Annotated in this window: 14 protein-coding genes; 10 read left to right on the top strand and 4 right to left on the bottom strand. The window is 62.9% G+C overall.

Going from position 1 to position 14,545, the window contains the following annotated elements:
- Window positions 1-532: 532 nt before the first annotated feature.
- On the bottom strand, window positions 533-733 hold the full coding sequence (locus EOA36_RS10120) for an RNA-binding protein (RefSeq protein ID WP_127277366.1): 201 nt from the start codon (window positions 731-733) through the stop codon (window positions 533-535).
- 509 nt (window positions 734-1,242) lie between these two features.
- Complete coding sequence (locus EOA36_RS10110; RefSeq protein ID WP_145969141.1) at window positions 1,243-1,467, bottom strand: hypothetical protein; 225 nt, start codon at window positions 1,465-1,467, stop codon at window positions 1,243-1,245.
- Window positions 1,468-2,347: 880 nt separating this feature from the next.
- Here EOA36_RS10110 and EOA36_RS10100 point away from each other — a divergent pair.
- The 4 genes from EOA36_RS10100 to EOA36_RS10085 all read left to right on the top strand — a co-directional run bounded on the left by EOA36_RS10100 (window position 2,348) and on the right by EOA36_RS10085 (window position 5,083).
- The gene (locus EOA36_RS10100) at window positions 2,348-2,686 is read left to right on the top strand and encodes a metalloregulator ArsR/SmtB family transcription factor (protein WP_127277360.1); all 339 of its coding nucleotides are present in this window, start codon (window positions 2,348-2,350) and stop codon (window positions 2,684-2,686) included.
- Complete coding sequence (locus EOA36_RS10095) at window positions 2,683-3,132, top strand: SRPBCC domain-containing protein (protein ID WP_127277358.1); 450 nt, start codon at window positions 2,683-2,685, stop codon at window positions 3,130-3,132. Before EOA36_RS10100 ends, EOA36_RS10095 begins: the two co-directional genes overlap by 4 nt.
- 324 nt (window positions 3,133-3,456) lie before the next feature.
- A complete protein-coding gene (locus EOA36_RS10090) occupies window positions 3,457-4,689 on the top strand; it encodes an epoxide hydrolase (protein ID WP_127277355.1) in 1,233 nt (410 codons plus the stop codon).
- A 10-nt stretch (window positions 4,690-4,699) separates the two neighbouring features.
- Window positions 4,700-5,083 (top strand): nuclear transport factor 2 family protein, encoded by a 384-nt coding sequence (locus tag EOA36_RS10085; RefSeq protein ID WP_127277352.1) that lies wholly within the window; start codon window positions 4,700-4,702, stop codon window positions 5,081-5,083.
- 479 nt (window positions 5,084-5,562) lie between these two features.
- Here the strand turns inward: EOA36_RS10085 and EOA36_RS10080 are convergent, their stop codons facing one another.
- Entirely contained in the window at window positions 5,563-5,697 is a 135-nt protein-coding gene (locus tag EOA36_RS10080; RefSeq protein WP_210212412.1) for a DUF1127 domain-containing protein, read from the bottom strand.
- 215 nt (window positions 5,698-5,912) lie between these two features.
- Between EOA36_RS10080 and EOA36_RS10075 the strand changes: the two genes are divergently transcribed.
- Entirely contained in the window at window positions 5,913-6,818 is a 906-nt protein-coding gene (locus EOA36_RS10075; protein ID WP_127277350.1) for a transcriptional regulator GcvA, read from the top strand.
- A gap of 232 nt (window positions 6,819-7,050) precedes the next feature.
- Here EOA36_RS10075 and EOA36_RS10070 read toward each other — a convergent pair whose 3' ends face one another.
- The gene (locus EOA36_RS10070) at window positions 7,051-8,169 is read right to left on the bottom strand and encodes an FAD-binding oxidoreductase (protein WP_127277348.1); all 1,119 of its coding nucleotides are present in this window, start codon (window positions 8,167-8,169) and stop codon (window positions 7,051-7,053) included.
- A 114-nt stretch (window positions 8,170-8,283) separates the two neighbouring features.
- On the opposite strand from EOA36_RS10070, the gene EOA36_RS10065 reads away from it, so the two are divergent.
- From EOA36_RS10065 to EOA36_RS10045, 5 genes are all read left to right on the top strand, one after another.
- On the top strand, window positions 8,284-9,189 hold the full coding sequence (locus EOA36_RS10065) for a LysR family transcriptional regulator (RefSeq protein ID WP_127277346.1): 906 nt from the start codon (window positions 8,284-8,286) through the stop codon (window positions 9,187-9,189).
- Between the two features lie 88 nt (window positions 9,190-9,277).
- Window positions 9,278-11,356, top strand: a complete 2,079-nt coding sequence (locus EOA36_RS10060; RefSeq protein WP_127277344.1) for a hydantoinase/oxoprolinase family protein — start codon at window positions 9,278-9,280, stop codon at window positions 11,354-11,356.
- A gap of 4 nt (window positions 11,357-11,360) precedes the next feature.
- Window positions 11,361-13,346, top strand: a complete 1,986-nt coding sequence (locus EOA36_RS10055) for a hydantoinase B/oxoprolinase family protein (RefSeq protein WP_127277342.1) — start codon at window positions 11,361-11,363, stop codon at window positions 13,344-13,346.
- Window positions 13,343-13,645 carry a (2Fe-2S)-binding protein gene (locus tag EOA36_RS10050; RefSeq protein WP_127277340.1) on the top strand — a complete coding sequence of 101 codons (303 nt, stop codon included), beginning with the start codon at window positions 13,343-13,345 and terminating at the stop codon, window positions 13,643-13,645. The genes EOA36_RS10055 and EOA36_RS10050 overlap by 4 nt, the downstream gene beginning before the upstream one ends.
- On the top strand, window positions 13,642-14,545 hold a 904-nt coding region (locus EOA36_RS10045), incomplete at its 3' end, for an FAD/NAD(P)-binding oxidoreductase (RefSeq protein WP_145969140.1). The genes EOA36_RS10050 and EOA36_RS10045, both read left to right, overlap by 4 nt.

Raw genomic sequence — 14,545 nt, 5'->3', positions numbered from 1 at the left:
GCACGGAAGAGTTGGGGCTTGGATCACCGAGCAAAGCATGCGCGCGGTCGGGTCACGTCCGCATAGGCGAAGACCGCAACTGCATCGCCAGGCCCATCCCGGGTCAAAGCGGAGAAGCCAGCGTCAGCCTGTCCGCCCACGCCATGGCGACAGTACCGCCATCTCCGGATCGATCATCTAGACCGCCAGGAACGGCAAGCCAGCCATAGATTTGGACGAAAAAGGGTAGCGTCAAAGTTTTGAATTTTCAGCCACGCGCTTTTGTAAGAGCCGCTTGCCCGCTACTCCTCTGCCATCGGATTGGCATCGCTGATGTGGACTACACGGTCGCCGAATCCACACGCGCGCCACTGAGAAGATTTATCGGAAGGGCAACATATTTGCGCAACATCTGGCGGCGTGCGCACTTACCGAGAACAACGCGAAATCATGGGCGAGCCGTACGAGGTTTCCGCGTTCTCGTTCACCTAAATCAGATGACCAATCCTGAACGCGGTAGCGTGCTTAGAAAGACCGGGGCGCGCCGCACGTTTCAGCACCACTTTTCGGCACGTCGTTCTGGCGTCATGTTTGCAGCACGCTTCTTGCCGCCTTTGGCGCCAAGGATTTTGGCTGCCTTGGCATCGGCATCCTGCGCGTCGTCGCCTTCCTCGCCGGTGGCAAGGCGCATGACGCGGACGGCATTGCCGATGACGTCGGTGGGTCTCTTCTGGCCTTTAAGTCCGGTGGGCATTAATAATCCTTCGCCTCTAAGCTCGTGACGATCTTTTGGAGCGCCTCAATCGTTCGCTCGTAGTGGGCAATGGCGTCGTCGTTTAGGCTGGTGAGCCTTCCGTTGGAGACGCGTTGCCAATCGTCGCGGTGTCCGCGTGCATTATCCGAATAGTCGCTTGGAGGTATTCGATTTCGTCCTTGAGACGACTGATCATATCTTCGCGCCAGCTCATCGGCTCCTCATGCTTTCCATTAAGCATATAGGCGTTTACGCAATTCGGCCAAACGAATCAGGCGTTTGCGCAAATTTCAAACTGAGACACTCCCCATCGTCAGTCGAGATAACATCCGCATCTGCGGTTTCAGGAACGTTGTTTGCGATCCATCGGTGGAGGAAGTTGATGGCGCGGATGCTCATCTGGCGATAAGCTCACCATCACTGTTCGGTTCCGGGTCAAGATCAAAGACAAATATAGGCGGTTGCGTTCACAGAATAGCGTCAGGCACGCCCGCCGCCCGGTTCTTGGCTCACCGGCGGACATAGGCGAAGGTCCGCTTTTCCCCTTCGATCTCCGTCACACGCAGCCAGTCGTTTTCCTGCCGCCTGAAGGTAATAGGCTGGCCGATGTGGGTTTCAGCGGCTTTGAATGGCAACTGTGCCATGACCATGGTCGAAGATACCACTGATCCGGCCGCCATAATCTCAACCCGATACTGCGGCATCTCGCGCCCCCGCGATTGATAGCCACTCAACCGCGATTCAATCAGCTTGTCCTAAAATGGTTCCGAGGCCTGGACACGTCTTGCAACGAAGCAAGGCGATGCGCGTTGCGGTCGATCGCAGGTGAGAGACCGCCGAAAAAATAAGTTGGGGTATCAGGATCGAAGGCGCGTGAGCGGCGATGAAGAATACGAGGTCGGCTGTTTCGCCAGCAAGTTCGGCCTGTCATCCCGCAAGTCCGCGAGTTGGTTGCAAAGCACGGTAGCCACCGCGAGACGCTGGAACGAGAAGCCAAAGCGCTCAAGGCTAGTCGATGATCAAGCTGGAAACGGCACGCTGCGTGGTCCGAGCTTCCGCGGGCAGGCGGTCGATCCGAGAAATGTCCGTCAATCAACGGCTCGGAGAGCCCGCGCCACCTCGGGGGGCGCGGGCCGACCAAGATTGGGTCTTTGGTCCCGGCAATTTCCACGGAGGGGAACCGGCCGCCGTGGCTCAATTTATTCTCAGCAGGAAGGTTCCGCAGGCGCATAAACGTGAGCCGGCAGGCAATGGCTTCGCAGGCCGCGCTGACGGTACAACCTGGACGGCCATTCATCTCCCGGGCCGGAACATTCCGAGAATGTACGATCAACGTCCGCCATCCGGTATACGGACGAATGGACGTGAGCTCGGATGCAGGCGTGGTCGCAAAACTGGGTACTCCAACAGCCAAATCCGCGAGATTGTTCGCTGGTCGGCATGGATCGTTCGTCAATCTGCGAGTCCGATTGCCTGCACGAGGGCAACGATTAGGCCCAGGACCTATCGTTGTGGCCTTTGGACGTGGGGTCGTGTCGGACCGCTTTTCACTCCACGCCCGTCCACGAAGATCTGTCCAAAGGGAACTAATAACCGATCGGTTAGTTCCAGTGGATGAACCTGAGTCAACTTTCATCGGACCTCGATAAGGCGTTCGCATCGCTGGCGGACCCCACACGCCGCGCCATTCTGGAGCGGCTGACGCACGAGGGGGAAGTCGCCGTCGGAGAGTTGGCTGAACGCTTCCCGACCTCGCTGACAGCAGTGATCAAGCATATCGACGTGTTGTGTGACGCGGGTTTGGTACGACGTACACGCCGTGGCCGAAACGTCTGCTGCAGTCTCGTGCCGGCCCCAATGGCCGAAGCCAAGGCGTGGCTGGAGCGCAACCTCGCCTTTTGGAACTCTAGCTTCGACAGGCTCGGCGAAATCGTGGACGGAGACAAGGAATGAAGGGGGCAAAGCTTCAGATCGTTCGACGCTTTCGAGCATCGCCGGAAAAGGTCTTTGCAGCATGTACCAATCCTTCTGTCATGGCTCGCTGGTTCGGGCCAAAGGATTTTCGCGTGATTGAACTGAACGCCGACGTGCGAAAAGACGGCACTTTCGCCTTCCGCATGGTTGGGCCGCCTGGTGAGATGGCGGCTGAAGGGACCTATGAGGTTGTCGAGCGGCCGACACGGCTGGTGCATACGTGGCGCTGGACGGACGGGCCGGCAGCGTTTCCTCCAGATGGCATCGTGTCCCGCATTAGCTATGATTTCTCCGCTGACGGCACGGGCACACGCCTGACCTTCACGCAGGAGGGTCTCCGCGACCAGGATGAGGCCGATAGTCACGAGCAGGGTTGGGACGAGGCGCTCGACAAACTTGGAGCGATCCTTGGGGAACCGGCATGATCTCAGTCTCTAGCATGAACGCGGGCAAGCGGCCCGAGTTTCTTACGGATTCGCAGGAGGCGATGAAATCCGGGCGCGCCGGGCTCGGGCGCCGGTAACGTCGTCGTCTCTGCGGATCCGTTCGAGGACGTCCGCGTGAACGTCTAGGAGGAAGGGGACTCGGCGAAAGCGATGCTCGCATTTGGCGGTGGTGGTTCCGACAGCGCAATGACGGAAGTGATCGTCAACGCCTGTGTACGTCGACACTCAGCAGGGAAAAGCGGTCCAGCCTGGGAGGCCTGAAGGACAAGAGTGTTCGAAACAGCAGTGAGGAGATCCCTGACTATGGAAGCAATTCAGCTCTCACGCCGCTCGCTGCTTCGCAGCGCCGCTCTATCGCTGGCCTTTAGCGCGATGCCCGCCTTCGCGAAGCAGCCGGACGAGTTCTCGCCATTTTCCTTCCACGCCCCTGATGACGTGCTGAGCGACTTGAAACGGAGGCTTCAAACAGTTCGCTTCCCGGAAGCCGCCACCGAGCCCGGCTTTGCCCAAGGTCCCCAAATTGAAAAGCTGCAGGTACTGACAACATATTGGCGCGACCGATATGACTGGCGTCGGACCGAAGTCCGTCTGAACGGTTGGCCGCAGTTTAAGACCGAGATCGACGGGCTTGGCATTCACTTCCTCCATGTGCGCTCGAAGCAGGAGAACGCGCTCCCGATCATTCTCACGCATGGCTGGCCAAGCACCATCCTGTTATTCCAAGAGATCATCGAACCCCTGACCGATCCGACAGCGCATGGCGGCAAAGCTGAAGACGCTTTTCACGTGGTCATCCCTTCGCTACCGGGCTTCGGCTTCTCGGATAAGCCAAGTGAGCCTGGTTGGAACGCTGGCCGCACGGCGCGCGCCTGGACGGAACTGATGCAACGGCTCGGCTATGGCCGTTATGTCGCGCAAGGCGGAGATTGGGGTGCCTTTGTCACAACGGCCCTCGCACAGCAGAAGCCGCAAGGGCTGGAGGCGATCCATCTGAACTTCGCTCAGACCATTCCGGACAGAATTCCGGAGAAACTGGAGCCTGACCAGAAGAAGGCCGTGGATGCATTCAAAAAATTCCAGGAGACCGGCTTCGGCTACGCCATGCTACAGGCGACCAAGCCGCAGTTGGCCGGTTACCTTCTCAGTGACTCACCGATGGCACAGGCGGCCTGGCTATATGACATCTTTGACGGTGGGACCGGAGCCACCGGCAAGCCTGAGGACTTCCTGTCGCTCGATCATATGCTCGACGAGATCACGCTCTATTGGCTTACAAATTCCAGCGCGTCGTCGGCGCGTTTCTATCACGAGCAGGCGGCGATCCTTAAAGGGCGAAACAATCCCGGCGTTGTTGAACTGCCGGTAGGCGTCAGTGTTTTTCCGCACGATCTGCCGCCAGCGAAAAGCTGGGCGCCGTTAGTCTATCCGAACCTGTTCTACTGGAACGAGCTCAACCAAGGTGGACACTTCGCACAGCTCGAGGTGCCTGACCTGTTCGTTGCCGAGCTACGAAGCTGCTTTAGCAAATTTAGATGAGGAGATAGCCATGCTTGGACCGCTTGATGCCGTTAAGATAGCTTTGCAGGCCTATGCCGACAAAGACCGCGACGCGATAGAGGCGGTCATCGGCGATCCCTACAGCTTCACCAGTCCGCTGGACAATGCGCTAAGCCGCAAGACCTACTCCACACGGTGCTGGCCAAACAGTGAAGCCTGCACCGGGATGAAATTTATTCACGGCGCCGAGCAGGGGCACTGGGCTTTCATTGTCTATGAGACCAGCACCGGCGGCAAGACTTTCCGAAACACCGAGCTGCATCGCGTCGAGAACGGTCGCATCCTTGAAACCCAGGTCTATTTCGGTTGGGACGTGCCGCATAAGGCCGAACCGGGCGGCTTCCTGCAAGATGACGCGAGCGGCCACTCCTAACCGCCCGCTGACCTACTTTGAAGGACACAACGACCGCACCTTTGCCGGATGAATCGACCGGAGCCGAAGCAACAATGAACGATCCAAGGGGATATCGAGCGCTCTGCGAATACTCGATCGATCGCCGCTACCCCGCTTGTGCCGTTGGCCCTTCCCGAAGCGCTCCAGGAATTGGGGCTGTCAATCGTGGCATTTCAATCTTGTCCCAATGGGCGGCCTTAGCCCGCCTTCAGCGCAAGGAAATCGCCGGACAAACCTGACCAGGTGTTGGCCTGGACAGGCACGTGGCAATCCGGCAGTCCGACGCACCATCCGTTGCGCTGGCGCTGGCTCGCTGGACGCCGTTAATTGCTTGCACCAGCCTTTCTGAGCGATGCACATGAGATTTTGGACGTCTGAAGGTCCGTTATTGTTCACTCACGAACAAAAGCTGACTCCCCGCTTTCGCCCCAACCAGGCGATGCGGGGGCGGTTGAGAATTAGGCCTGCCAAGGCCATTTTGCGCATTCGTTCCGAACCTGAGTACGACTAAGACCCAGGTCTGCAAGCTGATGGTCTTCGAGCTCGGCCAATTGTTCGCGTTGGCAGTGGAGTTGGATCCAGCGCGATACCATCACAATCGCTCCTGTCACATTGTTGACGATGTGACGCACATGTGTCGCCATTGACGGCGAAGGCCTCCGCGCGTCAGTCAGCGGGTGATTGAACATTTCTCATCCTTTCGCGGCATCCATGTTGACCTGTGCCGCTGAAATGCGCCAATCTACGGGCGCGCGCAAAGCATGGTTTCTCGTGCTAGTCTCAATTTTTCTCATGATGTGGTGCGAAATTGGCTCGCCGACTGCCATCGCTCAATGCCCTCAAAGCCTTCGAAGCGGCGGCACGCCATGAGAGCTTCACCAAGGCGGCGGAAGAGCTGTCCGTGACGCAGGGCGCGGTGAGCCATCAGGTGAAGGCGCTGGAGCTCGAATTGGGCCTCCGGCTGTTCGATCGCGAACGTCAAAAGCTGACCATTACGCGGGCCGGGCTCTCCTATCTGGAGGTGGTGCGCGATGCGTTCGATAGCATAGCTCTCGGCACGCAGCGCATCCAGCATCTCTCACGGGCCGGAGCGCTGACCGTCAGCACGTCGCCCGACTTTGCCGCCAAATGGTTGGTCAACCGCCTTGGCCGGTTTGCCGAGACGCATCCAGCCATCGATCTCAGGATTTCCGCAACCATGCATCACGTCGACTTCGCCAGAGAGGATGTCGACCTTGCGGTGCGGCATGGCGATGGCAACTGGCCGGGGCATGAAGTTGTCCGCCTGTCCTCCGAGGAACTGTTCGCGGTCTGCAGTCCCCAGCTGCACCAGAGGATGCGCGAGCCGTCCGATGTGCTGAAATTTCCGTTGCTGCATCTTGATGACCGAAAGGATTGGTCGGAATGGCTCGAGGCCGCTGGCGTGGTCGATGCCGAACTCTCCCACGGACCGGTCTTGAACCGCGCCAGCATGGTCATAGACGCCGCTGTCGACGGCCAGGGCGTCGCTCTCGCCCGCACGACGCTTGCAGCGTGGGACCTCATCAACGGGCGCCTCGTCAGGCCGTTCGCCACGGCTCTGCGATTGTCCAAGACCTACTGGGTCGTGTCTCCCAAGGCGACGTCGATGCTGCCCAAGATCACGACATTCCGCGACTGGCTGTTGGCCGAGGCCGCTGATGACGTACGTCGCCTCAAGACGCCCGTCCCATAGTAGTACTTCCAGGGAGGCGTCGGCGGCAATGACGTGCGATTAGGTCGAATCTAATCCACTACCGCGCTGCATTAAGAAATTGAGAACACAGCTACATATGGTAGTCGCCACCGAAGCGCGCTGGGATCGGGAAAAGGCACTTGTCGCCGAGATTCTCGACCTGTGCGCCAAACTCCGAGGCGAGGGCATGCCGCTGACGCGGTCGGAGGCATCTTGACAGTCCGATGCTCCTTCAGGCAGCGCCGCCAAAGCGGTTGACCCTGAAATCGTCCAGCGGCGTTTCGCAGCGGCCGGTCGTGATGAGCTCGGCCATGACATCGCCGACGCCCGGTCCGAGCTGGAAGCCGTGTCCGCTGAAGCCGAAGGCATGGAACAGGCCGGGCGTCGTCGTCGACCGTCCCATGACCGGCAGCATGTCCCTGACATAGCCCTCGCAACCGGACCATGTGCGGATGATCGTGGCCTGCGCGATGGCCGGCAGCAGCCGCGCGACGGCGCGCAATTGCGCGGGCAGGCGCTTGGGGTCGGTGGCCGCATGGCCGGGATCGAGATCCACCGTCACTCTTTCGGCAGCTCCGCCGAACACGATGTTGCCGCGCTCGACCTGGCGCAGATAGGCGCCATGGTCCTTGTCGCGCGTCCAGATGCCGACCACCGGCAGAATCCGGTGCGGCAGCGGCTCGGTCACGCCCATCTGCGGGCCGCGGGCGTCAAGCGGCACCGCTTCGCCGAACTGCGCGGCGATGCGCGCGCCCCAGGCGCCGGCGGTGTTGAGCAGGTTTTCGGCATCGAATGTGCCTTTTGAGCTGGCGACGGCGAAGCTGGAGCCGGTGTGCCTGATCGTCTGGACCCCCGCGTTCTCGACGATTTCCGCGCCCAGTCTGCGGGCGGCTTCGGCAAAGGCCGGTGCGATCAGCCTGGGATTGCCGCTGCCATCATGCGGCGAGAACGACGCTGCGATCGCGCCGGGGCCGAGGCCTGGAAAACGGGAACGGATTTCATTAGGGCCAAGTTCCTCCAGCTCAAGCCCCCAGGGCCGCGCCGCTTCGGCATAGGCCCGCATGTCGGCAAGGCTTCCCTCGTCGAAGATCAGCCGGATGTGGCCGGTGGCGCGGAATTCGACGTCGCGGCCAAACATTTTTTCGGCCTCGCCCCACAGGCGGAGCGAGCGATGGGCTAGCGGAAGCTGTGATAGATGCCGCCCCGTGCGACGGATGTTGCCGAACGAGGCGACGGTTGCACCGCTGCCGATCCGGTTGCGCTCGACCAACGCCACGCGCGCACCGCGCCTGGCGAGGAAATAGGCCGAAGCTGCTCCCATCAGCCCGCCGCCCAGCACGATCACATCCATAGTCGTTCCTTAGCGCTGACGGCCGATCCTTGGAGCATCCATCTTGTCCGCGCCGTGCTGTTGCGTCAAAGATGGGTTTGGAGAGAAGCCATAAGCCTTACCTATGGAGTGGCCATGCGAGCCCGGCAGCTCGAAGTGTTCATCGCCGTCATGCGCGCCGGCACCGTGACCGCTGGGGCGCGGATGCTGAATATTTCCCAGCCCGCGCTCAGCCAGATCCTGCTCCATGCCGAGGACGAACTCGGCTTCACTTTGTTCGAGCGGGTGAAGGGCCGGCTGCGGCCGACCCCGGAGGCGCTCGAGATATTTCCCGATGCCGAGAGACTGTCGGCTGGACTTGAGGGCTTGCGCCGCAAGACCACTGACTTGCGTCTTGGCCGGGCAGGGCTGGTGCGGGTCGCCGCCTCGCCGCCGCCGGCCATGGCGATATTGCCGCGTGCGTTCACCAAATTCCGGGTCCAGCACCCCAACATGATGCTGCGAGCCCATAGCGCGCCGATCGCCGCGATCGTCGACATGCTTCGCGCCGGCGATGCCAGCCTCGGCATCGCCCTGGACGATCGGCTGCCGCCGGATATCGAGGCTGAGGTAATCGGCAGCGTCGGCTTCGCATGTCTGCTGCCAGCCGGGCATGCCTTGCAGCGGAAAACCGAGCTGACACTCGCCGACCTCGCCGGGGAGGAGTTGATATCCTACCGCGGCAACACCCGTCCCGCCGACGAACTGGCCCACGCAGCCCGCACTCAGGGTGTCAGGTTTTCGCCGTCGCTCGAGATCGACGTCTCGATCTCCGCAATCGGCTTTGTCCAGGCCGGCCTGGGCATCGCCTTGGTCGACGCGCTGCTGCCGTGGCACCAGTTTTCCGGGCTCGCGGTCAGGCCGCTGGCTGCCGGACCGGAATTCCCGGTCGCGCTGCTTACCTCACGCGCCCGAGCCCTTTCGCGGGTCGACGAGATGATGCGGGACGAGATTCGCGCGGCCTGTGCCGCCGTGCTGGATGGGCATCGCGCGAACGCATAAGTAAGACTTATATCCTTGCTCATCATCCATCTTGGACCCGCGCCAGCCTGTCATGCCAGCTTGGTTGGCAGACAGGAAGGGGCGCATCATGGATGGTGTCATCGCGGCAGATGAGACGCAAAACGGAGCCGACTGGAAGGTCGGCGTCGATATCGGCGGAACGTTCATCGATTTCTGTGCGCTCGAAGCAAACTCCGGCCGCGTCGCCTCGCTGAAGGTGCTGACGACACCGGAAGATCCGGGCGCCGAGCTGATGACAGGCCTCGCCCTGCTGGCCGAGCGCGAAGGCTTCGACCCCTCTCACATGACGCGCTTCGTGCACGGCACGACCGTCGGTATCAACACGATCATCCAGCGCAAGGGCGCGCCGATGGCGCTGTTCACCAATGCCGGCTTCGAGGACGTGATCGAACTCGCACGGCTTCGCATGCCGGACATGTATTCGCTGTTCTGCTCGCGGCCGGACCCGCTGATCTCGCGTGACATGGTTTTCGGCATTCCGGCCCGCATGCGCGCCGATGGCAGCGAATCCCTAGCTCCGGACATAGCGATCGTCGAAAGCGCGGTCGCGGCGGCGAAAGCGAAAGGGGCGCAAGGCATCATCGTGTCCTTCCTCCATGCCTGGCGCAACGCCGCGCAGGAGGCCTCCGTCAAGGCGGTGATTACGCGTCTGGCACCGGACCTGTTCGTCTTTACCTCGGCCGAGGTCTGGCCGGTCATCCGTGAGTACGAGCGTAGCTCGACCGCCATTCTCAATGGCTATGTCCATCCGCGCGTCTCGGGCTACCTGACGGCGCTGGAAGAACGACTGAAGGGGCGCGGCGTGCCGGCCCGTCCGATGCTGACGAAGTCGAATGGCGGGCTGATGAACGCCGCCGAGGGCAAGCACGCCTGCGTCAACATGCTTTTGTCGGGAACCGCCTCCGGCGTCATCGGCGCCTCGTGGCTGGCGCGGCAGGCTGGCGAGGCGAGGATTCTTACCCTCGATATCGGCGGCACCTCGGCCGACTTCGCGCTCATCATCGACGGCGAGCCGCAATTCGGCACTGGTGAGCTGATCGGCGAATTTCCGCTCTATATCCCCTCCGTCTCGGTCAGCTCGATCGGCGTCGGCGGCGGCTCGATTGCCAGTGTCGATGTGCAAGGCGTTCTGCGCATCGGCCCGGAATCGGCCGGCTCGACGCCGGGACCGGCCTGCTACGGCCGTGGCGGCGATCGAGCCACGGTGACGGACGCCATGGTCGTGTGCGGATGGCTCGGTCACAGCGAGATGGCCTATGGTCAGCTCCGCATCGATACCGGGTTGGCGCATCGCGCCGTCGGCGAACTCGCGGCGCGGCTTGGCCGGTCGGTCGAGCAAACGGCGCAGGCGATCCTCGACATTGCCGTGTCGGAAATGTTCGTCGAGGTCGAGAAGCTCGCCTCGCGCGCCGGCGTCGACTTGCGCGATTTCACGCTGATGCCGTTTGGCGGCGGCGGCCCGATGCTCGGCGCCTTCCTCGCTCGCGAACTCGGCATCAAGCGCGTCATGGCGCCGCGCCGCCCGGGCGTGGTGTCGGCGCTCGGCGGACTGGTGGCGGATCTGCGCGGAGACTTCATCCGCACCATCTTCAGCCCGCTGTCGGCGACGTCGCTTCCCGTCATTCGCGAGGCCTTCGCGGCGCTGGCACAGGAGGGCCGCGACTGGCTCGCGGCGCAGGGGCACGATGCGACCGCAGAGCTCAATCTCTCCTGCGACATGCGCTATCTCGGGCAGACCTATGAGATCGAGGTCGTGCTGTCGCCGCAATGGCTGGCGGACGGCGACGCCGACGCAATCGAACAGGCTTTCCACCGCACCCATGAGCAGCTCTATGATTTCCATGATCCCGAGGGTGCGATCGAGCTTGTGAACATCAGGCTCTCGGCGATAGGCGCGGGGCCGGCGCTCTCCTTTCCCGAGGCTGAAGAGATCGACGTTGCGGCCAGCCCGGCGCGCCGGCTTCCGGTCTATACGGGCCTGGGCGTCGAAACCGTCGATCTCCATGACCGGCAGACCCTTGTACCCGGCAGCACCTTCAACGGGCCTGCGGTGGTGGTGCAGGAAGACACCACTTTCGCCATTCCAGGCGGCGCGCAGGTGCGCGTCGACCGCCACCTTAACCTTCTACTGACCTTCGCGGAGTGACGCCATGTTTGACCGCACAAACCTTCAGGTTCTGGCCAACCATGCCCGCGCGGCGGCCGAGAACATGGCCCATACGCTGCACCGCACCGCGCATTCAGCCTTCGTCAAGGAGACGCAGGATTTCACCGTGATGCTGATGGACCGTTCGGGGGCAACCTTCGCGGTCCCGATGGAACTCGGCGCCACCTGGTATCCCGGGCTTTCCTATCGCCGCGCCATCGCGATGGTGGACGACTACCGGCCGGGGGACGTTGCCTTCACCAACGATCCCTATTCCGGCCATGTCGCCACCCATGCACCCGATACGCATCTGTGGAAGCCAGTCTTCGTCGACGGCGAAATCGTTGCCTGGACCGGAGGTCACATCCACAATACCGACATGGGCGGGGCGGTGCCGGCTTCGCTCAGCCGCGCGCTGACCGAAATCCATCAGGAAGGCATCCGCTTTCCGCCCATGAAGCTCGTCAATGAGGGCGTCTTCGATCAGATGATCCTGCGCATCATGAGCACCAATGTGCGCAAGCCGGATCTCAACATCGGCGACATCAAGGCCCTGGTCGGCGCGCTCAACACCGGCGAGCGCAAGATCCACGCAATGGTGCGGAAGTTCGGCAAGGTTGGCTTCATCGAAGGCGTTGCCGCGCTTCTCGATCATGCGGAGGCGCAGGCGCGCGACGTGCTACGTGCAATGCCCGACGGCACCTGGGAATTCGCCGACTATGCCGACGAGGATTCGGTCGAGGCCAATCCCTGCCGGCTGAAGCTGACGCTGACGATCAGGGGCGACGAGGCGGTGCTCGACTTCACCAGCTCCGATCCTCAGCTCGGCTCGTCGCTCAACGTGCCTTCGGGCGGTGACCCGCGCCACACCATGCTGCTCGTCGGCGTCTACTATGTGCTCTACACGCTCAACCCGAAGATTCTGCTTAACACCGGTCTAACTCGTCCCTTCACCTGCATCACGCCCGAAGGCTCGGTGCTGAACCCGGTCCACCCCGCCGCCGTCGGCATGCGCTCGCTCACCTGCGCCCGGCTGCGCTCGGTCATCTTCGGCGCCTTTTCGCAGGCAGTGCCGGAGCGCCTGCCGGCAGCGCCTGCTGGCAACAACTGCATCGTCAACGTCATGACCACGGACGAGCGCACCAGCCGGAGCGTCATCGCGGCTGTGAACCCGGTTGTCGGCGGCGGCGGCGCCATGCCGCATCGCGATGGCACCAACGGATCGGGCGCCGATGCCGCCTATCTCAAGAACACGCCGATCGAGATCACCGAGACCGAGACCCCGGTCGAATTCGTCAAATACGGGCTCGCCAGGGACAGCGGCGGCGCCGGCCGCTGGCGCGGCGGGCTGGCGACCGAGATGGCGTTTCGAGTCTTTGCACCCGACTCCAGGATCACGGCGCGCAATCGCGACCGCAGCTTCTTCCGCCCCTGGGGCGTGCTCGGCGGCAAGGCGGCTGGCCTGTCGGACATGGTCGTCAACCCTGGGACCGAGCACGAGCGGCGGCTGGGCAACATCGACACAGCGGTTCTGCAGCCCGGCGACATGCTCGCGATCCGATCCGCCGGCGGCGGTGGGCGCGGCAACCCGCTTGAGCGCGAGCCCTGGCGGGTCGCGCAGGATGTGCTGCGCGGCTATCTGTCGCCAGCAGCGGCCGAGCGTGACTATGGCGTCGTCCTCTGCAACGGCGAGGTCGACGAGCAAGCGACGGAGCAATCGCGCGCAGGCAAGGAGGCATCGGCCGGCCATTTCCATTTCGGTCCGGAGCGCGACGGTTACGAAGCACAGTGGACGCCTGCCGCCTATGACCGGCTCCATGCGGTGCTGGATGCGTTGCCGATCCATTGGCGCTTCTTCGCCAAGACGGAGATCTTCCGCCGCATGAAAGGGCGTGCGGGGCCGGAAGGTGTTCGGGCGGCGCTCGATGCGGTCTGCAAACGCTTCCCCGAATTGCCGCGTCCTCGTTCCCTGCAAGAGGCAGCGGAATGAGCACTGCCGGCCGCATCGTCCGGCTGGCGGAGCGCAACCGGGCCGAGGTGCGGTTCGTTCTCGACGGGCAAATGCGTTCCGCTCTTGCTGGCGACACCGTGCTGACCGCCATGCTTGCGTCGGGACATGCCTTGCGGTGCTCCGAGTTCGGCCCAGAGCCACGCGCCGGTTTCTGTCTGATGGGCGCTTGCCAGGATTGCTGGATATGGCAGGAGGAGGGACCGCGCCTGCGCGCATGTTCAACGCCGATCGTGGAAGGCATGCGGCTGCGCACGACGCCGTCGGAGAGCTGGCCGTGAGCGACGCCTCAACGCCGAAGGTCGTGATCGTAGGCGCCGGGCCGGCCGGCATACGGGCTGCCGCGACGCTGGTCGAGGCGGGACTCCATCCAATGGTGATCGACGAAGGGCATCGCGCGGGCGGGCAGATCTATCGGCGTCCACCGGCCGGGTTCGTGCGCACGCCGGAGCAGCTCTATGGGTCGGAGGCGGGGAAGGCGGGCGCGTTGCATGCGCTGTTCGACCGGCTGGCAGAAGAGGGCCGGCTTACGCACCGCGCGGGCAGTTCGGTCATCGCCATGCGCGATGGGCAATTGCACGTGCTGGGGGAGGGCGGCTTGGAACTGGTCTCTTATGACAGCGTGATCCTTGCCACCGGCGCGTCCGACCGCGTCGCACCCATCCCCGGCTGGCAGAACGCCGGCGTCTACAGCCTGGGCGCGGCGCAGATCGCGCTGAAGGCGCAGGGCGTGGCGCTCGGGCGGCGCATCGTGCTCGCGGGATCGGGGCCTCTGCTGACGCTGGTCGGCGCGCAGCTCCTCAAGGCCGGAGCGGATGTGGCGGCGGTGCTGGATACTTCGTCCTGGCGGCAGCAGATACGCGGATTCTCGGGCCTTGCGGCCAGGCCGTTGGTCGCGCTGCGTGGCCTGACTCTGCGGGCGAAGCTCGGCCGCCGCTATCATGCGGGCGTGACGCTGGAGCGCATCGAGGCCGACGGTCAAGGCGTCGCAGCCTTGCGCTGGCGTGACGCCGGCGGCCGGCAGCAGCATACGCCTTGCGCCATGATCGGCATGGGCTGGCATCTGCGAGCCGAGACACATCTCGCCGATCTCGTGGGATGTACCTTCATTTATGACGAGCAGTGGCAGCAATGGCTGCCGAAGGCCGACGAAATGGGTCGGGCCGGCAACGGCGTCTACC

Source organism: Mesorhizobium sp. M8A.F.Ca.ET.021.01.1.1 (genome assembly GCF_003998025.1).
In the GTDB taxonomy this organism is placed as follows: domain Bacteria; phylum Pseudomonadota; class Alphaproteobacteria; order Rhizobiales; family Rhizobiaceae; genus Mesorhizobium.
Note: the sequence above shows the minus strand (reverse complement) of the source record. Positions and strands in the feature narration are given on the sequence as shown.